Here is a 24,224-nt window from a genome sequence, read left to right on the forward strand (position 1 = left end):
TCCTCTCGGCTCGGACGGTGCGCGCGCGACGACGCTCGGACGGACAGACGGACGGACAGACGGACGGCATGACTGCGGGGGCGCGTAGGGCGCCCTGCAAGGAGTGCAACCCGGATGGCCGTCCCCCGCATTCCGGGGGATCCGCAATTTCCTGCGGGTTCCTCGTTTTTCTTCGGGCCGCCCGGCGGTTTTCATGGTGCGCACGCCCTCCGCTTACCCTCGGCTCATGACCTCCCGCGGTACCTCTTCCCCCCTGCCCGGCCGCGCCTCCGGCCGGCCCGTGGGCTCGGTGACGCGCGGGACGACCAACCCGAACCGGTTGCGCCGGATGGACCGCTGGATCGCGGCCACGCACGGGGCCGCACTGCGGCGCGCGGAGGCTCCGGTCGCGGTGGACCTCGGGTACGGGGCCGCGCCCTGGACCGCGGTCGAGCTGCTGGCACGGCTGCGGGAGGCGGCGCCGCGCGTACGGGTCGTCGGCATCGAGATCGAGCCGGCGCGGGTGGCGGGGGCGAAGCCGTACGAGCGGGAGGGGCTCGGCTTCCGGCACGGCGGCTTCGAGGTGCCGCTGGAGGGCGGGGAGCGGGCGATGCTGATCCGCGCCGCGAACGTGCTGCGCCAGTACGACGAGGAGCAGGTCGCCGAGGTGTGGGCGCGGCTGTGCGCACGGCTGGCCCCGGGCGGGCTGCTGGTGGAGGGGACCTGCGACGAGGTCGGGCGGCGGCACGTGTGGGTGGCGCTGGGGCCGGAGGGGCCGCGCACGGTGACCTTCGCGACGCGGCTGGGCTCGCTGGAACGCCCCTCCGACCTGGCGGAGCGGCTGCCGAAGGCGCTGATCCACCGCAACGTGCCGGGTGAGCCGGTGCACGCGTTCCTGCGCGACTTCGACCGGGCCTGGGCGGCGGCGGCCCCGTACGCCTCCTACGGGGCGCGGCAGCGCTGGATCCGGACGGCGCGGGCGCTGTCCGCCGACTGGCCCCTGGCGGACGGTCCGGTGCGGTGGCGGCAGGGGGAACTGACGCTGCGCTGGGAGGCGTTGCGCCCGGTGGGGTGAGCGGGACGAATGCGGTGCGGCGGGGAACCGGGGGCGCGTGTGCCCCGTTTGATCCGTGAGGGGCAGGGCTCGGGGTCCGTTGGGGCAGACAAGATCGAAACGGCATCCACAAGGGTGTCGGAATTCATCGACTCGTGGCACCATCCCGATGGCAGTGCGAAGTTACTGATGAATAGTCAGATCTGATGTCAGGTCTGGCTCGGGTGCCTGGGGGGACCATGGGGTCGGTAGGGCGACGACGAGGCGCGAGTTCGCTCGTACTGCTGTGCGCGATGGCGGTGGCGCTGACGGCGCCGGGCCTCGCGACGGGCACGGCGTACGCGGCGCCGGCGGCGCCGGGCGCGCCGGCCGCTCCCGCGGTGCCGGGGGCTCCGGCCACGCCGGCCGCTCCGGCCACTCCCCCGCCCGGGCCGGACGGCAAGTCCCTGGAGCAGGTCCGCAAGGACATCGAGGAGCTCTACCGGCAGGCGGGCACCGCGACGGACGCCTTCAACCTGGCCGAGGCCGAGACCAAGGCCCAGTCGGACAAGATCGTCGAGATCGCCAACCTGATCGTCGCCGGCAAGGAGCGCATCGCCACGCTCAAGAGCCGCGCGGGCGCCGCGGCCCGCGCCCAGTACCGCGCGGGCGGCCTGCCGCCGGGCGCACGGCTGGCGCTGAGCGACGACCCGAACCAGTTCCTCGACGGGGCGGACCGCTTGCGGCAGGGCGAGAAGGCCGCCTCGGACCTCCTGACCGAACTGGACCGCACCCAGACGGACTTGCAGCGCTACGCGGAGGAGGCGAGCGAGCGCTGGCAGAAGCTGGAGGCGAACCGGGTCAAGCAGGAGGAGTCCAAGAAGCAGATCGAGGAGAAGATCAAGGCCGCGGAGGAGCTGGAGAGCAAGCTGGAGGCCGAGCAGAAGGCCCGGCTGATCCAGCTGGAGCAGGAGGCCCAGTACCGCGCGCAGACGGCCTGGCTGTCCACGGGCGCGATGAAGGACGTCAACGGCAAGGCGACGGACGCCGGCAAGCAGGCCGTGGCGTTCGCCACGGCCCAGATAGGGAAGCCGTACAAGTGGGGGGCCGTGGGTCCCGACTCCTTCGACTGCTCCGGACTGACCTCCCAGGCCTGGCGCGCGGCGGGCCGGGGCATCCCGCGCACCTCGCAGGAGCAGCTGCGGCTGCTGCCGAAGATCGCCATCAAGGACATGCGCCCGGGCGACCTGATCATCTACTTCGACGACGCGAGCCACGTCGGCATGTACGTGGGCGACGGCGCGATGGTCCACGCCCCGCGCCCCGGCCGCAACGTGACGCTGGCGGGCGCGGGCTCCATGCCGATCAAGGCGGTCGTCCGCCCGGACGCCTGACCCCTCCGGGGCGGGTGGCCGAGCGCGCCGCACACCTGACCACCGGGCCCGGCGATGCCCGGGCCTGCCCCGTGGCCACCCGGCCCGCCCGAAGCCGCAGGCCGTGCGCCGGCCGGTGCGCGTGCCGGCATGCCGGAAGCCGTTCGCCGGACCACGGACCGGCCCCCGCCCGGCGCCGCGGGCCGCGCGGGTCGGCCGTACGGCAGCCCGGCCTTGCGCAGCCCCGCACGGCGCGACCCGACCCCGGGCCGTACCGGGCCCCCGGTTGCCCGGAAGCACGCAGATCGGCGGCCGCTCACCGGGCCGCACCCCACCCGCCGCCACGGGTGGCCGGCGCGCCCCGACGGGTCAAGGCCTCGGTGGCCGGGCTCGGCCCTGCCGCCGGCCGGCGCCACGGGCCGCCTCAGCGCGTCGAGGGTCCGGCCCTGCCGGTCGTCCCCGGACCGCTGCCCGCCGTACCGGCCGCGCAGGCTGCGCGCCCCGGCCAGGCCGGGGCGCCGTAGGACGCCGCGGGGCGGCCCTGTCCCGGGGTCGGCACGCGGCCGGACGGTGGTCCCGGGCCGGAGCCGGCGAAGTAAGGGGTGCGGGCGAGGCAACCCGGCGGGGGTGCGGGACGTCTCGGTAAGCGGGACGGAACGCGGCCCCGCCGTGACCTTTGTCATCCAGTGAGCCGATTTTCCCCCGTGATGACGGCATATGACGGAGGCCCCCGCCAAGAACGGCATTCCGTTCGCGGGGCCGGGACCGCTAGGGTCTGCCGGAGCGCACCCTCGGGGGGAGGGAAGGAACCGGAAACGATGCCCGTACCCGTACCGCGGCAGAGGGACACCCCCGCCACGGAGAGCGGTCAGGCCGTTCTGCACACCGCCGCACCGCCCGTCTCGATCGGTGCCGGTGTCGCGCAGGCGACCCCTCAGACCACCGCCCTGACCCTCCTGGTCATCGAGGACGACCCCGCAGGCGGGCTCACCGTCCCCGAGATCCTCGACGCCGACGGCCACCGCATCCGGCTCCGCACCGCCCGCAACCTCACCGAGGCCGAGCGGCTGCTCACCCCCGACGTGCACTGCATCCTGCTCGACCTGTCCCTCACCGGAAGCGGCGCAGGAGCCGGAACCGGAGCCGGCAGCGGGGCCGGCAACGGCAGCGGCATCCGCGTCACCGGCGCAGCCGCCACCACCGCCACGGCCCCCACCTCCGCCACCCTGGACCAGCAGCTCGCCGTCCTCCACCAGGTGCTGCGCCTCGCGCCCCGCCACGCCGTCCTCGTCCTCACCGACGAGGACGACGCCGAGCGCGCCGCCGAGGCCGTCCGCGTCGGCGCCCAGGACTTCCTCTTCCGGGACGAGCTGGACGGCCGCCTGCTGAGCCGCGCCATCCGCTACGCCGTGGAGAGAAAGCGGGCGGACATCGCCCAGTACAAGCTTGCAGAATCGAAACTGCGCGCCCAGGAGAACGCCCGACTGGAGCGCGGACTGCTCCCCACCCCCCTCCTGGAGGGCTCCGACCTGCGCTTTGCCGCCCGCTACCGCCCCGGCCGCAGCCGGGCCCTCCTCGGCGGCGACTTCTACGACACCGTCCGCACCCCCGACGGAACCGTCCACGCCATGATCGGCGACGTCTGCGGCCACGGCCCGGACGAGGCAGCCCTCGGCGTCGAGCTCCGCATCGCGTGGCGCGCCCTGACCCTGGCGGGGCTGTGCGGCGACGACCTGCTGGCCACCCTCCAGGAGGTGCTGGAGGTGGAGCGTCCCTGCGAAGAGATATTCGCGACGCTGTGCACCGTCGACATCGCCCCGGACGGCCGCCGCGCGGGCCTGTGCCTGGCCGGCCATCCGGCCCCGCTGATCTCCCGCCCGGGCCGCCGCGCGCGGCTCCTCCCGTACGAGAACAGCGGCCCGGCCCTCGGTCTGCTGCCCCGGGCCCGCTGGCCGCGCCGGCAGGTGGAGCTGGGCGGCACCTGGAGCCTGATGCTCTACACCGACGGCCTCATCGAGGGGCGGATCGGCGAGGGCAAGGAACGCCTGGGCCAGGACGGCATGGTCGAGATGATCAACCGCCACCTGGACCGCGGACTGAGCGGCGAAGGGCTGCTGGAGGCCTCCGTCACCGAGGCCCGCCGCCTCAACGGCGGCGAACTCACCGACGACGTGGCCGTGGTCCTGCTCTCCCGCGCCGAGGGCTGACGGCCGGAGGGCAGACGACCGCGGGCAGACGGTCGCAGGCTCAAGCCCGAGGGGTCACCGACCGCCGTTGTAGGGGCCGTACGGGCCGTCGCTGCTGCTGCCACCGCTGCGGCGGCCACCGCCCGAGACCTGCTTGAGGGCGGGCCGTACGTCCACGAAGAACACGATGGTCGCCACCAGACCCGCGATCTGGAGGAAGAGCATCCCAAGGAAGGCGTCCACGAGCACGGTGATGCCGAGGATAACCAGCCAGAAGGTCTTGCTCTGCTTGTCGGCAGCCCGGTACGCGTCGTCGCGGGCCAGCAGCGCGAACCCGAAGGCCACCACCGCGAGCACCAGCATGGCGAGCCCGAGCAGCGGGACCACCCCTCGATCGAACCCGTCCATCAACATCGCTTCGACCGCCTTCTCATGCTCGCGCTTCGCACTTCCGATGCCGCCTCACTCCACGCTACCGGCACACGCCCCTCCATCAACCACAACGGGCCGGACCCTGGAAGGGTGCCCGGCCCGTGGTCGCCCATGCGGGCGGGGTTCAGCTCGCGTCGTCCGCCGTGACGGCGGCCTTCTTGGCCGCGGTCTTGCGCGCGGCCGGCTTCTTGGCGGCCGGACGCTCCTCGGCAGCGGCCTCGGACTCCGGCTCGGCCTTCGCCTCGGGGGTCGGCTCGGGGCGCGGCTCGACGACGACGGCGATGTCGACGATCTCCTCGGAGACCTCGCCCCGCCAGGCGCGTACGGCCTGCTCACCGTGCTCGGCGACCTTGTCGTAGGTCTCCTTGGCGCGCACCGCGTACTCGGCGGCCACGCCGACACCGCGCAGCGCCAGGTCCTGGGCGGTCTCCCCGATCTTCTTCGGGTCGATCGCGCCGAACACCTCGGCGACCTTGGCGGTGACCGCGTCCTGCACGGCCTTCGGGTCCGTGTTCTTCACGGCCTCGATGCGCGCGGGGGCCTCGGCGCGCAGCTGCTCGATGAGCTCCGGCACCTTCTTCGCCTGCTGGACGGCGAGGTCGGCGGTGCCGGCGGCGAAGTAGAGGGGAGTGGGGTCGGTGAGGGTCTTCTTCAGGTCATCGGCGATGGCCATGTGCTGGTCCTCCCGGATCAACTTCAGTCGGTCTTCGACGGCATCTCGTCGGCGGGCGCGTCGGGCGTCCCGGGCTCGTCCGCGTCGGCGGGAACGGCGGGCGCGTCGAGTGCGTTCTCCTTGCGGAACGACTCGTAGATCTGGAGCAGCACCTGCTTCTGCCGCTCGTTGATCGACGGGTCGGCGAGTATGACGGCTCGCGTCTCCACCTCGTCGCGGTCCCGCTCGTCCAGGATCCCGGCCTGCACGTACAGCGTCTCCGCGGAGATCCGCAGCGCCTTGGCCAGCTGCTGGAGGATGTCCGCGCTCGGCTTGCGCAGCCCGCGCTCGATCTGGCTCAGGTACGGATTCGACACCCCCGCCGCATCGGCCAGCTGCCGCAGCGAGAGCTGCGCCTGCCGCCGTTGCTCACGGAGGTATTCGCCGAGGTTTCCGACGTTGAGCGATGCCATGCTGCAGATCCTGCCCGACCCCGCTAACTTTTGCAAGCAGATGCTTGCAACATCTCCCGCCCGCTCAGGCGTCGAAGGCCGGCCCGGGCCGGGTCCAGAGGCTGAGGTCGCTGCTGGTGGCGACCGCCAGGGTCAGGCCGGATGGAGAGAAACCGGCCGCACGCAGTTCCGAGTGGTCGGAGTGGAAGACGTGCCACCACGTCCCTCCCGCCGGTCCCCTGTGGGCACCGCCGTCGGCGGAGAGGAGGACGCGGTCGCGGGGCCACTCGGGGCTGACGACGTCCAGGGTCCAACCGTCCGGGGTGGTGCTGTGCAGGCCGCCGCCGAACAGGCCGGCGATGCGCACCGGCGCGCCCTCGACCGGGCCGAGCCCCGGACAGGTGAGATCCGGCGACGCGTCCGGAGTGCCGGTGTCGGGATCCGGATCCCGGTCGCGGGCGATCCTCTCACCGGTGACCGCGTCGAAGAGGCCGTGGCCGGCGCCGGACACGACCATGACGAGGTCGTGCCCGCTGTCGGGATGGACGGCGAAGCCGATGCCGAGCAGCCCCCCGACCGGGATCCGGCGGTCCGGTACCGGCCGCCACGGTTCCGGCGCCGGCATGACGGTGGCGGCGAGGTAGCGCTCGCGCAGCCGCTGCTGGTGGTTCGTGATCAACTCGGTCCCCAGGTGGCGAGGCCTCCGCCCGGGCGGGAGACGAAGCGCCGGTCCTGCGGTCCCGTGACCTGCCAGGCCTCGCACGACGCGTCGGGCCGGCAGACCAGGTGCAGGCCGCTGTCGAACACGATCCGCAGGCTGCCGGTCTTGAACGCGACCGCGGACCGCACCGTCGCCCCGAACAACGGCAGGGCCGCGGCCACGTCCTGGGTCTGCGGCAGCAGCGGCCGGACGGGACCGATCGCCCCGTCCGAGAGCCGGGCCGGCGCCTCCAGGACGACCTCCCAGCCGCCGTCGAGGAACAGTGTCAGCCGGACGTCGACGCCGATCCGGGTGACGGCCAGGCCCCGGAGGTTCAGGATCCACCGGTCCTCCTGCTCCACCGGCCGGACCGGCCCCGCCACGTCCGCAGCCGCCGGGTCCGCAGCCGCCGTGTTCGTGGCCGTCGGATTCGTAGCCGCCGTGTTCATCGCGTCATCGCCTCTCGCCCCACGCCCCACTGTTCTAAATCGTCATCCGCCGAAGCCGAGGGCCAGCGCGACCACCGCCGGTGCCGCGTAGATCACCGGGAACGCCACGTGCGCGTACGCCCGGGCCCGGACCACGGTGACCACCGCCCCCGCGAAGTACGCCGCGACCCCGACCGCGGCCGCGACCCCGACGGCCGGTACGAACACCCCCACCGCCAGGCCCACCGCACCCGCCGCCTTCGCGGCTCCCAGCCACACCCACCAGGCCCGCGGGACCCCGTACTCCGCCAGCGGCTCGACCACCCACTTCGCCTTCAGGAACACCGAAGCCGCCGAGAACCCCACCATGAACGCACCGACCAGAGCGAAGACAACAGCCGTCGTGGACATCAGGACACTCCCCTCAGGCGGACGCCGGCGCGGACCGCGCCGGTCGGGACTCCCGCCTGCCTCACTCCCCTGACCCGCCCCGCGCCCCCTGTGTGACACGCGGATCCGCATGCGTTCTCTCCGCCCGAAATTCCCTGGTGGGACGGCGGTCCGGCAACGGAGACCGACCGCATGCCGCACCGCTCCGCCCACGTCTGCCTCCACTGCCGGGTGTCCTTCAAACACACCGCGCACCGCGAGTACCGCTGCCCCGGGTGCCGCCGGGCTCGACTTCCGGCAGGCCTGCTGCGGGTGCGGGCCCGGCTACCGGCCGCGGAGCCTGCGCGAGGTGCGCGAGCGGCTCACGTACGCCCGGCGCACCGGCGTACCGGCCTCCCGCGCACTCGCCACCCCGTGGCCCCCGCTCAGGACGTGCCGATCACCACCGTCGCGTACAGCTCCTCGGAGCTGGCCGCGCGGACCCGCAGACCGGCCGAGGTCAGCGCCGACGCCGTCGACGGGGCCTGCCGCGCACTCGTCTCGATCAGCAGGTGCCCTCCCGGGGCCAGCCACTCGGGAGCCCCCGCCGCGACCCGGCGGTGGACGTCCAGCCCGTCGGCCCCGCCGTCCAGCGAGACCAGCGGCTCGTGGTCGCGCGCCTCCGACGGCATCAGCCCGATCTCCTCCGTGGGCACGTACGGGGCGTTGACCACCAGCACGTCCACCCGGCCGCGCAGCTCCGGCGGGAGCGCGGCGTACAGGTCGCCCTCCCACACCCGGCCGCCGTACGGGGCCACGTTGCGCCGCGCGTACGCCAGCGCCGCCGGGTCGATGTCGGCAACGTGCAGCTCCACCCCGCCCGGCGACTGCGCCGCCACCGCCGCGCCCAGCGCGCCGACCCCGCAGCACAGGTCCAGCACCACCGCACCCGGCCGGGTCAGCGCCACCGCCTCCTCCACCAGGAACTCGGTGCGCCTGCGCGGCACGAACGCCCCCGCGCCCACCTGCACGCGCAGCCCGCAGAACTCCGCCCAGCCCACGACGTGTTCGAGCGGCTCACCGCCCACCCGGCGGCCCAGCAGCTCCGCCAGGTGCGCGTCGTCCCGGGCGGCGCCGCTCAGCAACTCCGCCTCCTCCTCCGCGAAGACGCAGCCGGCCGCGCGCAGGGATCCCACAAGTGACGTCACAACCTCAGCCCTTCGATCCGCCGACCTCCCGCCCGCGATGTCAGAAGACATCCGGACACCACGGACGCCGCGCGGTGCGGAACACCGCGTCCGCCAGCGCCACCGCGCCCGGCCGCACCTCCGCCACCTGCCCGAGCGCGGCGAGCCGTACCGCGGACGCCTCGCCCAGGTACAAGGATCCCAGCACGGACACGTCCAGCCGCAGGTCGGCCGCCTCCTGCGTGCGCTCGCACACGCCCGCCCCCGCGTCCAGCCGGTAGCGGCCGGCCGCCGGGCCCACCTCGTCCGCGACCTCCAGCACGAGCACCCCCGGCACCTCGTACGTCCGCGCGCCCAGCGCCCGTACGACGTCCAGGACCCGCACCCACAGGAAGTCGGCGGTCGTCACGACGCGGGCCGCACGCGGGTCGGGCAGCAGGTGCGGGAGGAGGTCGTCAGGGGCCCGGTAGCCGGTGCGGACCTTCAGCACCCAGTCGATGGAGCACAGGAAGTGCCACAGCGCCCGCTCCGCCTGCGGGGTGAGCGCCAGCAGGTCCTGCACCTGCACGGTGTTCTGCGGGACCTTCGCGTCCGTCCAGTGGTCGTCGGCGGTGTAGACGGCCACACCGGCCACCTCGCCCTCCGCCGTCCGGTACACGGCGTGGAACTTCTCCTTGTAGGGCCGGTGCGACATCTCCTCCAGCCCGGTCGCCAGGTTCCACCAGCGCTCGTCCCGGTTCACCGCCCCCGGCACGGCCGCCCGTACCCGGTCGTGCAGCGCGGGGCCGAACCGCCGGAACTCGGCGGCGTCCACCAGGTCGATCCGCCCGCCGTCGCCGGGCGCCGACCACCGCCGGTCCAGCCCGGTGCGCGGTACGTCGATCTCCCATTCCGTGAGGCTGGTGGCGGGCCCGAACCCGTACCGCCCGTAGATCGGGTACTCCGCGGCGATCAGCGTCGCCAGGGCGTCACCGCGCTCACCGGCCGCGGCGAACTCGGCGGCCATCATCCGGGTCAGCAGACCCTGGCGCCGGTGGGTCGGCAGCACGCCGACGTTGGAGACCGCGGAGACGGGCACGGCGGCCCCGCCGGGCACCGTCAACTCCTGCGCGAAGGACCGGAAGGCGCCCACGCAGCGGCCGGTGTCGGGGTCGAACGCGCCCTGGGTGCGGGCGAGATCGTTGTACTTGGCGCGCTGGGCGAGATCGGATGCGGTCACCCGGGTCGCGGTCAGGAAACCGGTGTGAACGGCGCTCACCCAGTCGTGGAGTTCGGATTCGGCGATCGGCCGGACGTCAGCACTCATAGCGGCCCACGCTAATCGCCCGACCGGCGCGGGTCGCCCGAATTTCCTACGCCAGCAGGTCGTCCACCTGCGCTTCTCCCTCGCGGTAGCGGCGGGTGATCTCCGCACTGCACTCGTCCACCGTGCGCTGAAGCTGCTGCCGGCGCCGCGAGACCTGCTGCTCGTAGCGCACCAGCCGCCCCATCCCGTCGTGCAGTTCGCCGTCGGTACGGGCCTCCAGGTCCGACAGCTCCACGTCGGCGAGCATCTCCGCCGCCAGCACCCGGTACTCCTCGCTGTGCGGGGTGCCGAGCGTGACGTGCCGGGCGGAGGCGCTGCGGCTGGAGGGGGCGTCGGCGAGGATCACGGAGAGCCGGTCCACCACCGGCGCCTCGGGATCGGTCCGCCGGGCGAGCTCGGCGCGCAGGATGTCGATACGGCCCTGGAGCAGTCTGCGCACGTAGCTCAGGTCGGCTTCGTCGCGCTGCGCGTCACGGCGCAGCGCGCGCAGCTCGGGCAGCCCGAGCGCGGTGGCCGGGGCCGCGGGGCCCTGTTCCTGCTGCTGCGTCTCGGCCGTGCGCTGCGCGGGCGGTCGTACCGCGGCAGCTGCGACGGAAGCGGGTGATGCAGGTACGGAGGTACCAGAAGTATTCATACGAATCGGGTCCGTCCCCTCGACCGGTGCGGCGCACCCGCACCGCCTGCGTGCATCGTGCCACTCTCCGTGGCCCCGGTGCAGTCCCACTCCACCCGATCGGCCCCGGACGGGTGCACGGCTGGTACACAGGTGGTATGCGAGCTGTGGTGCAGAGGGTGGACGGCGCGAGCGTCGTCGTGGGCGGCGAGACCGCGGGCGAGATCGTCGGCGAGGGGCTGTGCGTGCTGGTGGGGGTGACCCACGACGACACGCCGGAGAAGGCGGCGCTGCTGGCGCGCAAGCTGTGGTCCGTGCGGATCCTGGAGGGCGAGAAGTCCTGCAGCGACAACGGGGCGCCGCTGCTGGTGATCTCCCAGTTCACGCTCTACGGCGACGCCCGCAAGGGGCGGCGCCCCACGTGGAACGCGGCCGCGCCCGGGCCGGTCGCCGAGCCGCTGGTCGACGAGGTCGTGGCGCAGCTGCGCGCGCTGGGCGCGACGGTGGCGACGGGCCGGTTCGGGGCGGACATGCGGGTGTCGCTGACCAACCACGGCCCGTTCACCATCGTCGTCGACGTGTAGGCCGGCGTTCAGGCCTGCGTCGTCAGGGGGCTACGACGACCTCTTGGGCGGCGGCCGTGCCGCCCACCAGCAGCGGGGCGTCGACCGGGACGTTCCGCTTGACCAGGGCGAGGGCGATCGGGCCCAGCTCGTGGTGACGGACGGCGGTGGTCACGAAGCCCAGCTGGCGGCCCTCCTCGCCGTCGGCGGCGAGCCGGACCGGAGCACCGTGGACCGGGAGGACCACCTCGGAGCCGTCCAGGTGCAGGAAGACCAGGCGGCGCGGGGGCTTGCCCAGGTTGTGGACGCGGGCGACCGTCTCCTGGCCCCGGTAGCAGCCCTTCTGCAGGTGCACGGCGGTGCCGATCCAGCCCAGCTCGTGCGGGATGGTGCGGTGGTCGGTCTCCAGGCCGACCCGCGGCCGGTGCCCCTCGACGCGCAGGGCCTCGTAGGCGAGGAGGCCTGCGGCCGGACCGTGCGCGGCGGCGAAGGACTCCAGCTCGGCGCGGGGCAGGAAGACGTCGCGCCCGTACGCGGTCTCGCGGACGGCGAGCTCCTTGGGGACCTCGGCGATGGAGCCGGCCGGCAGGTGCACGACCGCGAACTCCTCGGTGCGGTCGGCCACCTCGACGCGGTAGAAGAACTTCATCGACTCCAGGTAGGCGATCAGCTCGCCCTGGGTGCCGGGCTCCACGTGCGCCCACGTCGTCTCGCCGTCGTCGACGAGGTAGAGCGCGTGCTCGATGTGGCCGTTGGCGGAGAGGATCAGCGCCTCGGTGGCCTGCCCGGCCGGGAGATCGGTGACGTGCTGGGTGATCAGCAGGTGCAGCCAGCTCAGCCGCTCCGGCCCGGTGACGGCGACGACCCCGCGGTGCGAGAGGTCGACGAAGCCGCGGCCGCCGGCGAGGGCGCGCTGTTCGCCGTACAGCTCGCCGTAGTGGGCGGCGACGCCCTCGTCGCGGCCTTCGGCCTGGACGGCGCCGGGAAGATGGAGCAAGGGGCTGCTGGTCATGCGCCCAAGCCTACGACCCTGCTACGGGTGGGCGGCACGCTGCTTGGCGGCGCACTTCTTGCACAGACCGAAGATCGCGAAGTGCTTCATGTCCGTCTCGAAACCGAAGGTCGTACGGAGCTTCGCGGTGAACTCGGCGGCGATGTCGAGGTCCGCCTCGATGACGTCGGCGCAGTCGCGGCAGACCAGGTGGATGTGGTGGTGCCGGTCGGCCAGGTGGTAGGTGGGGGCCCCGTGCCCGAGGTGGGCGTGCGAGACCAGGCCGAGCTCCTCCAGGAGCTCCAGCGTCCGGTAGACGGTGGAGATGTTGACCCCGGAGGCCGTCCTGCGCACTTCCGCCAGGATCTCGTCGGGGGTGGCGTGCTCCAGCGCGTCCACGGCTTCCAGCACGAGCTGGCGCTGCGGGGTCAGCCGGTAGCCGCGCCGCCGCAGGTCGGTCTTCCAGTCCGCATCCGGGGTCGCGCCGGTGTCGGCGGCGTTCTCGGTGCTCTCGGTGCTCACCACCCCGTCAGTGTATGTGTGCGAAGGGGACCGCGGTCGAGCCCGCGGTCCCCTTTCGTGCACGGCCTGTGGAGCTTCCGCTCAGCGGAAGCTCGGCGTAAGGCTCAGCGGAAGAAGGCGATGCCGTCGTCCGGCATGTCCGGGAGGTTGCGCGCCATCTCGGCGACCTCCTCGGGCGTGACGACCTTCTTGAGCTGGGCCGACATGTACGGGCGCAGTTCGACGTCCGGGGTGGCCTTCTCGCCGACCCACATGAGGTCGCTCTTCACGTAGCCGTAGAGCCGCTTGCCGCCGCTGTACGGGCCGGAGGCCGCGGTACGGGCGACCGCGTCCGTGACCAGGTCGATCTGGGGCTTCTGGTCGGCGAGCTCGCCGTACCAGACCTCGACGACGCCCTGGTCGCGGACCATGACGATCTCGACCTTGCGGTCCTTGTCGATGCGCCAGTAGCCCGACTCGGACTCCAGCGGCCGCACCTTGTTGCCCTCGGCGTCGAGGACCCAGGTGTGGGAGGTGTACTCCAGGAAGTCCCGGCCGTCGTGGCTGAAGACGACCTCCTGGCCGAAGTTGCACTTCTCCTCACCGGGGAAGTCGAAGACTCCCGCGCCCTCCCAGTTGCCGAGGAGGAAGGCGAGGGGGACGAGGCCCGGGTTCAGGTCGGACGGGATCTGGATCATGTGTGGCTGCTCAGGCGATCTGTGGGAGGGGTTCCGGGGCGGTCAGCCGAGCCGGGGCTCAGCGCTGACCCTGGTACAGCTTCTTGACGGCCAGGCCGGTGAAGGCCATGACGCCGACGCAGACCAGGACCAGCAGGGAGGTGAAGACTGCCTCAAGCACGGGGTGCTCCTCGGAATCGTTTCGGGGCTGTACGGGGCCGGTCCCCAAGCCTACTGGCCCGGGGACCGGCGCACGGTGCGAGGTGGGCCGTACGGCTCCCGCCCGTGGTCAGCTCAGCAGCTGGCTCTGCAGGATCACCGTCTGGTGGAAGGGGACGGGGGCCACCTCTCCCTTGCGGGACTGGATGACCATGCCCAGGACGTCACCCGTCCGGAGGCAGCCGACCTTGGTCTGCTCCTCGCCGGTGACGGGCTTCATCTCCTGGTACACGCTGAGCTCGGTGCCGTCGAAGTTGGCGGCGCCGGGGAAGTCCAGCGCGGTGCTGTTCATCTGCGTGTTCTTGGCCTTGCTCCAGACGTCGTCCATGTCCAGGGCCGAGACGCCGTTCAGCTGTGCGTTGGTGTCGCAGCCCTTGAAGGCGTCCACGAAGCCCGACGAGTGGAAGCGCAGCAGGTAGACGTGCGTGCGCGTGCCGTCCGGGGTCGTCCAGCCCCGGCCGACGATCTGCCGCAGCCCGTCCCATTCGAGGGACGTCTTGAGCTTCTCGCGGGCCTCGGGCGCGTACTCCTCCAGGAAGGAGTCGACCGGCACCGCACCGTCCTTGTCCGCCTTGACCGCGTCGTCGGCCTTGGCGCCCTGGGGCGCGGGCAGGAGGAGGCCGGTGAGCTGCGCGTAGTGCGTGCCGTCCTTGTTGTCCGGGCCCTGGGGCAGGGGGGCGCCGGCGGGCAGTGCGGGCGCGGCGAGCTGCGGGAACGTCCAGCGGCCGTCGCCCTCGGTGGACAGGCCGGGGAGGTCGGTGCGCTCCGGCACGGTGATCCCGTACGCGACCCCGGCGCCGACCGCGGCGAAGACGGCGACGGCGGCGGTCCGGCGCAGGGCGGCGCGCAGCGCCCGCCGGTCCTTCGGCGGGGCGGGCGGGGCCGCCCAGGGGGAGGCCCCGGGCACGGGCGCGGCGGCCGGTGCGGCCTCGGCGGCCGGCTCGGCCTGGGCCGCGGGCTCGGTCCGGGGCGCGGGCTCCGGCGCGGACTCAGTCACGGCCTCGGGCGCGGGCTCCGGTGCGGGCTCGGGCTCGGGCTGCGGCTCCGGTGCGGGCTCGGGCTGCGGCTCCGGCTCGGCCTCGGTCACGGCCTCGGGCGCGGCGGCCGGATCGGTCGGGCGCGCGGCCTCGGCAGCCGGCGCCGGCGCGGGCACGGGCGCGGGCTCGGCCTCGGGGCCGGTGGTGGTCTGCTCGCTGCTCACGCGGACTCTCCGGGGGACTTGAGGTGGTCGAGTTGCTGCTTGAAGAGGCTCGCGGCGTCCTTCACCGCGAATCCCTCGCTCCCGTACATGCGGAAGGTGACCAGGACGTCGCCTTCGACGGCCACGCAGTCGAGGGCGTCGATCTTCTCCTTGCCGTCCTTCCCGCCCTTGAGCGAGTCGTCCAGCCCGCACTTGGCCTGCGGGTAGCCCTCCACCTGGGGTGCCTGGCCGCCGGCGGCGGTGAGCTCGATGAGCTTCTTGGTGAACTCGCCGAACGTGGCGAGCTGCCCCGGATCGGCCTGGACGAGCCGGATCTCGGCGACCGCCGCGCCGCGGCCCTCGCCGCGGGCGTAGCTGCGCCCGGCCATGCCCTTGAGCTTCAGGTCCGCCAGCGCCTTGTCCCGTTCGGCCCGCTCGCCGCTGGACAGGCCCGTACGGGCGCCCTTGAAGCTCTGCAGCGCCTTGTCGCTCGCGAGGTAGTAGAAGTTGCCCTCGGGGTCGAGGTCGGGACCTTGCCAGTAGTTCGCGGGCAGCGGCATCAGCTTGCCCGTCAGCTCGTTGGGCGGCACGGACGGGACCGGAACCGGCTTGCCGCCGGTGGTGTGGTCCTCGGCCACCCAGTACCGGGTCGCCGCGGTCCGGTCGGCGTCCGCGAGCACGGCCGCGGCGGCGACACCGCCGCCCGCGAGGACGACGACGGCCACGGCCGCCGAGACCAGGGCGAGGGTCCTGCGGTTCCTCTTGGGTACGGGCGCGGCAGCGGGCTCGGTCGGCGCTGCGGGTGCGGTGGCCGGCTCGGGCCCGGTCGCGTTCGCGTTCTGCTGCTCGCTCACAGCCGCTCCATCTGTCGCTTGGCCAGCTCGACCAGGGCCTTCTCGTCGACTTCGCCGCGGTTGTTCGTGTACTCGATGCTCATGACGATGTCGCCGCGCCGGACCACGGCACGGGCCTGCCGCAGCGGGTGGTAACCGGGCTCCTCGTGCGCCTTGGAGTCGATCCACATGTGCCCGAAGTCCGCCGGAGCGCCCGGGAGGTCCTTGCCCGTGTTGCCCGCGTGCTCCTTCTCGGGCATGTACCGGACGATTTCCGTGTAGAAGTCGTCGGCGCCGGCGCGGTCGCGGAACTGGAGCAGGTTGATCTCGATGAAGTTCCGGTCGTTCTCGGACCACCGGGCGGTGGCGAGGCGCTTGGCATCCCTGATGAGCGAGCCGACCGCGTGGGACGGCTCCAGGAAGTAGTCCGCCGAGAACGCGTCCGTGGAGACGGGGCCCGAGAAGCTGTCCTGGGCGCCGCCGGGGAGGTCCAGCAGCTTCTTGGCCAGGTCCTCGTCCGCCTTGTGCCAGCGGGCGGCGTTGATCGAGCGCCGGCTCGTCGCCTCGTTCATGGCGGCCGGCTTCGGCCCGTCCATCTTCTGCTGGGCCAGCGGGGGCAGCGGGGTGGGCTCGCGGTCGTACTGGACCGCGTAGCCGGTGACGGTGCCGGCGAGGACACCGAGCACGGCGGCGCCCGCGATCAGGAGCGTCGTGCGTCCCGCGCGGCGCCGACGCGGAGCCGGAGCGGCAGGAACGGCCGCAGTGGCCGGGGCGGCCGAAGTGGCCGAAGTGTCCGGCTCCGGTGTGCTCTCCTCCTCTTTCCGCTGCTCAGGGATGGTCTGTTCGTGTTCCAACGGGGTCCCCCACAAAACCGGAAGCGCGGGCTGGTTACCCGCGCGTACCCCATGACCCACGGCCCCGCGGAGCAGTTGTACGCCGTCTGATCACGTTCTTGTCTCGTGGAGGTTTCAGTCCTCGCGGCGCCGTTTTCCGTCCAGTTCGTCCCACCATTCGTCGGACTTCGGATCGCCCGAGGGGTCGTCCCACCAGCGGTCGTCCGGCCCGCGCCGGTTCGCGATCATCGCGGCGACCGGCGGGATCACCATGGCGACGACGCACATGGCCACGGCCGCCTCGACCGACCACAGGCGTACGAAGGCCCAGGCGGAGACGAAGAGGACCAGGCATCCGCCCATCAGCAGGAAGTAGGCGCGTCGGCGCCGGGCGTACATGCTTCCAGCGTAGAACCGCGCGCGAACGGCGCGAAGGGCCGCACCCCGTTCCAGTGGCGTCCAACCCCCGGGGGTGCGGCCCTTCGGCCGGTCGTTCAGGCGATCACATGTGCGGTGCTCAGACCGCGATCGCCACGTCCGTCACGCCGCCGGCCTCGGCGACGACGACGGCACGGTCCGCCTGGGCACCCGGGACGAGCGCCCGCAGCGTCCAGGAGCCGGTGGCGGCGTAGAAGCGGAACTGGCCGGTCGCCGAGGTCGGGACTTCGGCGGTGAACTCGCCGGTCGAGTCCAGCAGGCGGACGTAGCCGGACACCGGCTCGCCGTCCTTGGTGATCTGCCCCTGGATGGCGGTCTCACCGGGCTTCAGCGTCGCGAGGTCGGGCCCGCCGATCTGTGCTCCACACATGTTCTCTGTCCTGTCCTGGAGGGGTCGTACTACGAGGGCGTCGCGTGCCCGGGATTACTTGTTGGGGCCGAGCTCGATCGGCACGCCGACCAGCGAGCCGTACTCGGTCCACGAGCCGTCGTAGTTCTTGACGTTCTCCTGGCCCAGGAGCTCGTGCAGCACGAACCACGTGAGCGCGGAGCGCTCACCGATGCGGCAGTAGGCGATGGTGTCCTTCGCCAGGTCGACCTGCTCGGCCTGGTAGAGGGCGGTCAGCTCGTCGTCCGACTTGAAGGTGCCGTCGTCGTTGGCGTTCTTCGACCACGGGATGTTGCGGGCGCTCGGCACGTGGCCGGGGCGCTGCGACTGCTCCTGCGGGAGGTGCGCCGGGGCGAGCAGCTTGCCCGAGAACTCGTCGGGGGAGCGGACGTCGACCAGGTTCAGGGAGCCGATCGCGGCCACGACGTCGTCGCGGAAGGCGCGGATGGAGGTGTCCTGGGCCTTGGCCTTGTACGCGGTGGCCGGGCGGTTCGGGACGTCCTTGCCGTCGACCAGGTCGCGGGAGTCGAGCTCCCACTTCTTGCGGCCGCCGTCGAGGAGCTTGACGTCCTGGTGCCCGTAGAGCTTGAAGTACCAGTAGGCGTAGGAGGCGAACCAGTTGTTGTTGCCGCCGTAGAGGACGACGGTGTCGTCGTTGGAGATGCCCTTGGCGGAGAGGAGCTTCTCGAAGCCCTCCTGGTCCACGAAGTCGCGGCGGACCGGGTCCTGGAGGTCGGTCTTCCAGTCGATCCGGACGGCGTTGGTGATGTGGTTCTTGTCGTAGGCGGACGTGTCCTCGTCCACCTCGACGATGACGACGTCGGCGTCGTTCAGGTGGGCCTCGACCCAGTCGGCGTCTACGAGGACGTCGCTGCGGCTCATGGTGATCTCCTCCGGGGCAGTGTGCGGCGGGGCGGTGCGGGGTGCGCTGTGCTGCGTGCCTGCGGGTGCGCTCGATTTCCTGCGCGGGGAGGCGTCAGGGGTCAGGAGGCAGGTGCGGTCACGCGGAAAGGGCCTGTCGGGCCCGTCGTCCGGCTGATGGAGCGGATGCGCTCACACGTCACATGGATCGACAGAGCATGGCGGCGACGCGACACAGGTCTACTGCCCGTCGCTTCGTGAGGTCCGCCTGCTGATGCTTCATAGCCATGGATCGTAGGGACGAATCGGCCGCCCTGTCACCGGTGTGTCATATTCCGAGACGGGATCGTCCGAATATTGGGATGCGATCGCCCTTCCCGGCCGCCGCGGCGCCCCGGGAACCCGCCGCGCGGCCCGTCCTTCTGCAGATCGGACCACGCCGTCTCACGATCCGGCCATCACCACGTTCGAGCCGCCCAGGGTGAGGTGCACACCGGCCTCGTCCGAGGTCAGGGCCGAGAGCTGGAGGCCCGCCGGGAGCCCCTCCAGGTTGCGGTCGAAGTCGGTCTGGCGCCGGACCAGCCGCTCCAGGCCCGGGATCCCCTCGCCCGGCACCTCTTCGGCGCGCACCCGGACGATCTTGCCGCCCTTGCCGCCCTGGGCGTCCGGTGCGTCGACGAGCGTGACCGTCGAGATCACGCTGCGCGACAGCTTCCGGCCGGCGACGTCCACCGACGCGGTGACCTTCACCTTGCCGGGGGCCCCGCCGTAGGACAGGGTCGCGCCGGTCTGGGAGGCCGCCGTCAGGTCGGCGTACGTGATGAGCGCGGTGCCCTCGGCGCGCTCGGCCGTGCCGCCGGTGTAGTCGCCGTTGAGCCGCACGCCGCGGAAGCTCGCGTCGAGTTCCGAGAGCCGCGTCTTGCGGCCCTCGGCGGCCACCTCGACGCCCGTGAGCCTCAGGTCGACCCGCTCCAGGTCGCGGCTGAGCGCCTGGGTCAGGAACGGGAACCCGTGGATGTCCACCTCGGTGGTCCCGGCCAGGCCCTGCCGGGCCTGTATTCGGACGGCCAGCTGGTTCTCCGCGTAGCCGACCGCCCATCGGTCCGCGCCCACGAACAAGGCTCCGAGCACCACTGAGATGATCACAACGACGCGCAGGATACGCACGTGCCCTCCCCCTACTTATCGGTACGTGCGGTCTAGTTGACCATGTCGGCCCGTCGGGGGACCGTCAGCGGTGAGGTGACGGCGTGTGACGGCGCAGGTCAGCCCACCACCCGCCCGATCAGGTACACGGCGGGGGCGGCGGCCGCGAGCGGCAGCGCGACGCCGGCCGTCATGTGCACGAACTTCGACGGGTAGTCGTACGCCGCCACGCGCAGCCCGACCAGCGCGCACACCCCGGCGGCCAGGCCGAGCAGCGCCCCGCCGACACCGACGGAGGTGATCCCGCCGACCGCGACGCCCGCGCCGGCGGCCGAGGCCAGCGAGAGGCCCACGGACGTGGGGGTGGGCAGCGGCAGCGCGCGGACGAAGACGGCGACGGCCACGGCGGCCGCGCCGACCGTGACGGCGGCGGTGTCCGCGGCCAGGTAGCCGGCGCAGATGATGGCGAGGGCGGCCGAGGCCACCGAGGCCATCAGCCCGTACATCCGCTCGTCCGGATCGGCCTGGCTGCGCAGCTGGAGCACGAGGGTGAGCAGCACCCAGGCGCCCAGCGTGCCCACGATCGCTCCGGCGCCGTACGCCTCCTCCACCGCGAGCACGGCCGCGTCGGCGGCCAGCGCCCCGGCGAAGGCGAGGGCGATGCCCTGGCGGGCCGGCCACATGCCGTTGAGGCGGAACCAGCCGGCCGCGGTGAGGCCCTGGAGGGCGATCAGCGGCACGAGCAGGGCGAACTGGCCGAGGGCGGCGGCCGCGGCGAGCAGCAGACCGAGGGCGGCGGTCAGTATGGCCGACTGCGGGCCGGGGTCGATGATCGGCGACCGGCCTTCGGCGCGGGCCTGGGCCGGGTCCACGGCGCGCACGGTGTTCCCGGCGAGGGTGGGCGGGGACCAGTCGGTGGCCTCCGGCGCCCCGGCGGCGTTCCCGGGCTCGGCCGCAGCCGCAGCCGCAGCCGTCATGGCCGGAGCCGGGTCGGCGGCCGCCTGGGGCGGCATATACGCCGTCTGCTCGGCGGCGGACACCTGGTGCTCCTGCTGCTGCCCATGCTGCCCCGGGCCGGGGTAGGGCGGCAGGTAGGCCGTCTGCTCCGCGGCGGCGCCCTGCTCCTGCCCGGGGCCCGGGTAGGGCGGCAGGTAGGCCGTCTCGGCGGCGGACGCCGGAGCCGGCGCCGGCACGCCGTGGCCGCCCTGGGACCAGTCCTGCGCGGGCGGAACCGGCGCGGCCGGAGCCTCGTCCCGGAACCAGCCCTCCGGAGCCACGGCCTGCGACTGGTCCTGCCCGGGGCCCGGGTAGGGCGGCAGGTAGGCCGTCTCGGCGGCGGACGCCGGAGCCGGCGCCGGCACGCCGTGGCCGCCCTGGGACCAGTCCTGCGCGGGCGGAGCCGGCGCGGCCGGGGCCTCGTCGCGGAACCAGCCCTCCGGAGCCACGGCCTGCGGCTGCGGACCGCCGGCCGGCGCGCCCCAGGCCGCCTGCCCCTCGCCCGGAGCCGGGGTGTGGTGGCCCTGGAGGTGGCCCTGCGCCCCGTAGGACGGGTAGGCCTCGGCCGGGCCGGCGGCGGAGCCGTCCGGCCACGGCACTCCCGTACCCCCGGCCGCAGGCGCGGCGGCGGCCTCGTCGCGGAACCAGCCCTCGGGCGCGACCGGCTGCCCGGGCACCGCGCCCAGCGGCGGATGCACCGGCTGGTATCCGGTGTCCCAGGTGTCGGCCTGCCAGGTCTGGGTCCCGTACGGGTCCTGCGGCGGCTGCTGCTGTGACTGCTGCTGCTGCGACTGCTGCTGTTGCTGCTGTTCCTCAGGCGTGCTCATCGGCTCCCGCTCACCCGCCCGCGAACGGCGGGAGCACCTCGACGGTGCCCCCCTCGGTCAGCGGTACGGAATCGTGCGGGCGCTTGCCCACAGGTTCTTCGTTCACGAGGAAGGAGCAGCGCAGCAGGACCCGGGTCAGCTCCCCGGGGTGGCGTTCCCGCACACCCTCCAGCGCCTCGGCCAGGGTCCCCGCCGAGTACGGCTCCTCCGCCGTCCCGGCCGCGGCCTTGGCCGCCGCCCAGTAGCGGATGGTTCCGGTTGCCACCGCAGCTCCTATCGTCCGTCGGCTCTCTACCGTCGGCCTCCATGATGGCCCCTCCGGGCGCCGCCCCCGGCGTGCCCCGACGCGCCGTGCGTGCGCCGGGGAGGGCCGGCCCCGCCGTCCCGCATACCTCCGTTCCGGTGAAAAACGGTGCATACACAGGGCGGGAACGTGGCAGGAGGGTGTCATGAACCACAGAAGAGGAAGCGGGAGAGCCCCGGACGGGAAACAGCGGGTGGGCTATTCTGCTGGCGAGAGGATCCGGGCAATGTGGCCCCCGGGTCCTTTTGTGCTTTCAGCACGTTGAACGAACCGAGAACAGTGGTGACCGGGCGGATCCCCAGGGCGCGGGGCCGCCGGGGCACCAGGCGACACGTACGAAGCAGTACCGCGCATGTCCTCGACGGGACCGAGGAGGAACCGACGTGATGGACCAGCGAACCGTGCACCACCGTCCGGCCCGGGCAGGTGGTCGGTCATGAGCTCGCTCCTGCTGCTCACGAACGCACTGCAGCCGTCCACCGAAGTGCTGCCCGCACTCGGCCTGCTGCTGCACAACGTCCGGGTGGCGCCGGCCGAGGGCCCGGCCCTCGTGGACACCCCGGGCGCCGACGTCATCCTCGTCGACGGCCGCCGCGACCTGCCGCAGGTCCGGTCGCTGTGCCAGCTGCTGCGCTCCACCGGCCCCGGCTGTCCCCTGATCCTCGTCGTCACCGAGGGCGGCCTGGCGGCCGTCACCGCCGACTGGGGCATCGACGACGTCCTGCTGGACACCGCCGGTCCCGCCGAGGTCGAGGCGCGGCTGCGGCTGGCCACCGGCCGCCAGCAGATCGGCTCGGACGACTCCCCCATGGAGATCCGCAACGGCGACCTGTCGGTGGACGAGGCCACGTACTCCGCCAAGCTCAAGGGGCGTGTGCTGGACCTCACCTTCAAGGAGTTCGAGCTCCTCAAGTACCTCGCGCAGCACCCGGGCCGAGTCTTCACCCGCGCCCAGCTGCTGCAGGAGGTCTGGGGCTACGACTACTTCGGAGGCACCCGGACGGTCGACGTGCACGTACGGCGGCTGCGGGCGAAACTCGGCCCCGAGCACGAGTCGCTGATCGGCACGGTGCGCAACGTCGGCTACCGCTTCGTCACGCCGGAGAAGGTCGAGCGGGCGGCGGCGGAGGCCGCGGCCCAGGCGGCGGCCCAGGTCGCCGCGGAGGCGGCCGCGGAGGGTTCCGCCCGGGCCTCCGGGGCGGCCACCCGATCGGCCTAGGGGGCAGATGATCGTCCGGTCTTCAGGACGCCCTGCCCAGAGGTAGGTCACCCCGCGTAGACTGCCGCGCGTGGCCAAGGTGACGCGGGATGACGTAGCGCGACTTGCGGGTACTTCTACCGCCGTCGTGAGCTACGTCATCAACAACGGACCCCGGCCGGTCGCCCCGGCCACGCGCGAGCGTGTCCTCGCCGCGATCAAGGACCTGGGCTACCGCCCGGACCGGGTCGCCCAGGCGATGGCGTCGCGGCGCACCGACCTCATAGGCATGATCGTCCCCGACGCCCGCCAGCCGTTCTTCGCGGAGATGGCGCACGCGGTCGAGCAGGCCGCCGCCGAGCGCGGAAAGATGGTCCTGGTCGGCAACTCCGACTACCGCACCGAGCGCGAGGTCCACTACCTGCGGGCCTTCCTCGGGATGCGGGTCTCGGGCCTGATCCTGGTCAGCCAGGGCATGAGCGAGCAGGCGGCCAGCGAGATCGAGGCCTGGGACGCCCGCGTGGTGCTGCTGCACGAGCGGCCCGAGGCCATCGACGACGTCGCGGTCGTCACGGACGACATCGGCGGCGCCCAGCTCGCCACCCGGCACCTGCTGGAGCACGGGCACGAGTACGTCGCCTGCATCGGCGGCATCGAGAACACCCCGTCCGTCGGCGACCCGGTCGCCGACCACGTCGAGGGCTGGCGGCGGGCCATGCTGGAGGCCGGCCGCTCCATCGAGGGCCGGCTGATCGAGGCCCCGTACAACCGCTACGACGCGTACACGGTCGCCCTGGAGGTCCTGGCGCGTCCGGACCGGCCGACGGCCATCTTCTGCGCCACGGACGACCAGGCGATCGGCGTGCTGCGCGCCGCGCGCGAGCTGCGCATCGACGTGCCCGGGGAACTGGCCGTGGCCGGCTTCGACGACGTGAAGGAGGCGGCCCTCACGGACCCGCCGCTGACCACGATCGCCTCGGACCGCCCGGCGATGGCCCGCGCGGCGGTGGACCTGGTCCTCGACGACGGCCTGCGCGTGGCCGGCTCGCGCCGCGAGCGCCTCAAGCAGTTCCCGTCGGCGCTGGTGGTCCGGCGCTCCTGCGGCTGCCGCTAGGCCGTCCGCTGCCTCTGCCTCACCAGGCGCAGAGGAGGAACAGCAGGAACAGCAGAGGCAGCATCACGGCCAACACCACCGAGGCGCAGCCGGGCGCGTTGTCGGGATCGGCGACGGCGGCGACCAGCAGCAGGAGCGACGCCGGGACGACGGGTCCGAGACCGAACGCGGCCCCGATCAGCGAGGCCCACAGCAGCACCATCCCGATGAGCAGGCAGGCCCGGCGGAAGGCCGTCGGCGCGGCGCGCATGAGGAGCGGCAGGGCGGCGACGGCCAGCACCGCCAGGTGGACGGCGGCCGGCACGTCCCCCATCCCCACGGTCGCGGCGCACGCCGCCGGGACGGCCGTCACCGCGGCCGCCGCCACGGCCAGCCTCCACGGCACGCGGGGCACCCTCCGGCGCACGACTTCGTCCACGATCTCCCCCGACCATCATGTGAACAC

The 24,224-nt window shown here is 73.1% G+C and carries 29 protein-coding genes; 6 read left to right on the plus strand and 23 right to left on the minus strand.

Annotated elements, in window-relative coordinates; genetic code table 11:
* The first annotated feature begins 226 nt into the window (after positions 1–226).
* The 3 genes from AB0O53_RS33580 (at position 227) to AB0O53_RS33590 (ending at position 4,592) form a co-directional block, all read left to right on the plus strand.
* Complete coding sequence (locus AB0O53_RS33580) at positions 227–1,054, plus strand: class I SAM-dependent methyltransferase (RefSeq protein ID WP_365200745.1); 828 nt, start codon at positions 227–229, stop codon at positions 1,052–1,054.
* Positions 1,055–1,272: 218 nt separating this feature from the next.
* The gene (locus tag AB0O53_RS33585; protein WP_365200748.1) at positions 1,273–2,406 is read left to right on the plus strand and encodes a C40 family peptidase; all 1,134 of its coding nucleotides are present in this window, start codon (positions 1,273–1,275) and stop codon (positions 2,404–2,406) included.
* 797 nt (positions 2,407–3,203) lie between these two features.
* Positions 3,204–4,592, plus strand: coding sequence for a PP2C family protein-serine/threonine phosphatase (locus AB0O53_RS33590; protein WP_350998634.1), 1,389 nt, complete (start codon positions 3,204–3,206; stop codon positions 4,590–4,592).
* Between the two features lie 54 nt (positions 4,593–4,646).
* Here AB0O53_RS33590 and AB0O53_RS33595 read toward each other — a convergent pair whose 3' ends face one another.
* The 9 genes from AB0O53_RS33595 to AB0O53_RS33635 form a co-directional block, all read right to left on the minus strand.
* The gene (locus AB0O53_RS33595; RefSeq protein WP_031154287.1) at positions 4,647–4,985 is read right to left on the minus strand and encodes a DUF2516 family protein; all 339 of its coding nucleotides are present in this window, start codon (positions 4,983–4,985) and stop codon (positions 4,647–4,649) included.
* Positions 4,986–5,127: 142 nt separating this feature from the next.
* Positions 5,128–5,676 carry a hypothetical protein gene (locus tag AB0O53_RS33600; protein WP_365200752.1) on the minus strand — a complete coding sequence of 183 codons (549 nt, stop codon included), beginning with the start codon at positions 5,674–5,676 and terminating at the stop codon, positions 5,128–5,130.
* A 23-nt stretch (positions 5,677–5,699) separates the two neighbouring features.
* Complete coding sequence (locus AB0O53_RS33605; protein ID WP_350998624.1) at positions 5,700–6,128, minus strand: helix-turn-helix domain-containing protein; 429 nt, start codon at positions 6,126–6,128, stop codon at positions 5,700–5,702.
* A gap of 64 nt (positions 6,129–6,192) precedes the next feature.
* Positions 6,193–6,786, minus strand: a complete 594-nt coding sequence (locus AB0O53_RS33610) for a hypothetical protein (protein ID WP_350998622.1) — start codon at positions 6,784–6,786, stop codon at positions 6,193–6,195.
* Positions 6,783–7,256 carry a DUF6188 family protein gene (locus tag AB0O53_RS33615; protein WP_350998619.1) on the minus strand — a complete coding sequence of 158 codons (474 nt, stop codon included), beginning with the start codon at positions 7,254–7,256 and terminating at the stop codon, positions 6,783–6,785. The genes AB0O53_RS33610 and AB0O53_RS33615 overlap by 4 nt, the downstream gene beginning before the upstream one ends.
* Positions 7,257–7,298: 42 nt before the next feature.
* Complete coding sequence (locus AB0O53_RS33620; RefSeq protein WP_365200757.1) at positions 7,299–7,646, minus strand: DoxX family protein; 348 nt, start codon at positions 7,644–7,646, stop codon at positions 7,299–7,301.
* Positions 7,647–8,050: 404 nt separating this feature from the next.
* Positions 8,051–8,863 carry a putative protein N(5)-glutamine methyltransferase gene (locus AB0O53_RS33625; RefSeq protein WP_365200760.1) on the minus strand — a complete coding sequence of 271 codons (813 nt, stop codon included), beginning with the start codon at positions 8,861–8,863 and terminating at the stop codon, positions 8,051–8,053.
* Positions 8,853–10,097: a GNAT family N-acetyltransferase gene (locus tag AB0O53_RS33630; protein ID WP_350998610.1), complete on the minus strand. Its 1,245-nt coding sequence runs from the start codon at positions 10,095–10,097 to the stop codon at positions 8,853–8,855. The genes AB0O53_RS33625 and AB0O53_RS33630 overlap by 11 nt, the downstream gene beginning before the upstream one ends.
* 46 nt (positions 10,098–10,143) lie before the next feature.
* Positions 10,144–10,731, minus strand: a complete 588-nt coding sequence (locus tag AB0O53_RS33635; RefSeq protein ID WP_350998607.1) for an RsiG family protein — start codon at positions 10,729–10,731, stop codon at positions 10,144–10,146.
* Positions 10,732–10,868: 137 nt separating this feature from the next.
* Here AB0O53_RS33635 and dtd point away from each other — a divergent pair, with 137 nt between their 5' ends.
* On the plus strand, positions 10,869–11,294 hold the full coding sequence (gene dtd / locus AB0O53_RS33640) for a D-aminoacyl-tRNA deacylase (RefSeq protein ID WP_030964656.1): 426 nt from the start codon (positions 10,869–10,871) through the stop codon (positions 11,292–11,294).
* 22 nt (positions 11,295–11,316) lie between these two features.
* On the opposite strand, the gene ygfZ is transcribed toward dtd, so the two are convergent.
* The 13 genes from ygfZ to AB0O53_RS33705 all read right to left on the minus strand — a co-directional run bounded on the left by ygfZ (position 11,317) and on the right by AB0O53_RS33705 (position 21,428).
* Positions 11,317–12,285, minus strand: a complete 969-nt coding sequence (gene ygfZ, locus AB0O53_RS33645) for a CAF17-like 4Fe-4S cluster assembly/insertion protein YgfZ (RefSeq protein ID WP_350998604.1) — start codon at positions 12,283–12,285, stop codon at positions 11,317–11,319.
* Positions 12,286–12,306: 21 nt separating this feature from the next.
* Positions 12,307–12,789: a Fur family transcriptional regulator gene (locus AB0O53_RS33650; protein ID WP_350998601.1), complete on the minus strand. Its 483-nt coding sequence runs from the start codon at positions 12,787–12,789 to the stop codon at positions 12,307–12,309.
* A 101-nt stretch (positions 12,790–12,890) separates the two neighbouring features.
* Positions 12,891–13,463 (minus strand): heme-binding beta-barrel domain-containing protein, encoded by a 573-nt coding sequence (locus AB0O53_RS33655; protein ID WP_030659031.1) that lies wholly within the window; start codon positions 13,461–13,463, stop codon positions 12,891–12,893.
* Positions 13,464–13,731: 268 nt separating this feature from the next.
* Positions 13,732–14,862 (minus strand): hypothetical protein, encoded by a 1,131-nt coding sequence (locus AB0O53_RS33660; RefSeq protein WP_350998597.1) that lies wholly within the window; start codon positions 14,860–14,862, stop codon positions 13,732–13,734.
* Positions 14,859–15,695, minus strand: coding sequence for a hypothetical protein (locus AB0O53_RS33665; RefSeq protein WP_365200766.1), 837 nt, complete (start codon positions 15,693–15,695; stop codon positions 14,859–14,861). The genes AB0O53_RS33660 and AB0O53_RS33665 overlap by 4 nt, the downstream gene beginning before the upstream one ends.
* Positions 15,692–16,528, minus strand: a complete 837-nt coding sequence (locus AB0O53_RS33670) for a hypothetical protein (protein WP_350998591.1) — start codon at positions 16,526–16,528, stop codon at positions 15,692–15,694. The genes AB0O53_RS33665 and AB0O53_RS33670 overlap by 4 nt, the downstream gene beginning before the upstream one ends.
* Positions 16,529–16,642: 114 nt before the next feature.
* Positions 16,643–16,906 (minus strand): DUF3099 domain-containing protein, encoded by a 264-nt coding sequence (locus AB0O53_RS33675; RefSeq protein WP_350998588.1) that lies wholly within the window; start codon positions 16,904–16,906, stop codon positions 16,643–16,645.
* A 118-nt stretch (positions 16,907–17,024) separates the two neighbouring features.
* Positions 17,025–17,315 (minus strand): DUF1416 domain-containing protein, encoded by a 291-nt coding sequence (locus AB0O53_RS33680; protein WP_030011783.1) that lies wholly within the window; start codon positions 17,313–17,315, stop codon positions 17,025–17,027.
* Between the two features lie 54 nt (positions 17,316–17,369).
* Positions 17,370–18,215, minus strand: coding sequence for a sulfurtransferase (locus AB0O53_RS33685; protein WP_328962716.1), 846 nt, complete (start codon positions 18,213–18,215; stop codon positions 17,370–17,372).
* Positions 18,216–18,393: 178 nt separating this feature from the next.
* On the minus strand, positions 18,394–18,483 hold the full coding sequence (locus tag AB0O53_RS33690) for an Ms5788A family Cys-rich leader peptide (protein ID WP_350875872.1): 90 nt from the start codon (positions 18,481–18,483) through the stop codon (positions 18,394–18,396).
* Between the two features lie 155 nt (positions 18,484–18,638).
* On the minus strand, positions 18,639–19,361 hold the full coding sequence (locus tag AB0O53_RS33695) for an LmeA family phospholipid-binding protein (protein WP_350998584.1): 723 nt from the start codon (positions 19,359–19,361) through the stop codon (positions 18,639–18,641).
* Positions 19,362–19,459: 98 nt separating this feature from the next.
* Complete coding sequence (locus AB0O53_RS33700; protein ID WP_435886710.1) at positions 19,460–20,701, minus strand: hypothetical protein; 1,242 nt, start codon at positions 20,699–20,701, stop codon at positions 19,460–19,462.
* Positions 20,702–21,173: 472 nt separating this feature from the next.
* A complete protein-coding gene (locus AB0O53_RS33705) occupies positions 21,174–21,428 on the minus strand; it encodes a MoaD/ThiS family protein (RefSeq protein ID WP_350998578.1) in 255 nt (84 codons plus the stop codon).
* 475 nt (positions 21,429–21,903) lie between these two features.
* Here AB0O53_RS33705 and AB0O53_RS33710 point away from each other — a divergent pair, with 475 nt between their 5' ends.
* Positions 21,904–22,686 carry a response regulator transcription factor gene (locus AB0O53_RS33710; protein WP_350998575.1) on the plus strand — a complete coding sequence of 261 codons (783 nt, stop codon included), beginning with the start codon at positions 21,904–21,906 and terminating at the stop codon, positions 22,684–22,686.
* Positions 22,687–22,756: 70 nt separating this feature from the next.
* Positions 22,757–23,779 carry a LacI family DNA-binding transcriptional regulator gene (locus tag AB0O53_RS33715; protein WP_030855197.1) on the plus strand — a complete coding sequence of 341 codons (1,023 nt, stop codon included), beginning with the start codon at positions 22,757–22,759 and terminating at the stop codon, positions 23,777–23,779.
* Between the two features lie 19 nt (positions 23,780–23,798).
* Here the strand turns inward: AB0O53_RS33715 and AB0O53_RS33720 are convergent, their stop codons facing one another.
* Entirely contained in the window at positions 23,799–24,164 is a 366-nt protein-coding gene (locus AB0O53_RS33720) for a hypothetical protein (RefSeq protein ID WP_350998572.1), read from the minus strand.
* Positions 24,165–24,224: the final 60 nt, after the last annotated feature.

The sequence above is a fragment of the Streptomyces erythrochromogenes genome, from assembly GCF_040684695.1.
GTDB lineage: Bacteria > Actinomycetota > Actinomycetes > Streptomycetales > Streptomycetaceae > Streptomyces > Streptomyces erythrochromogenes_C.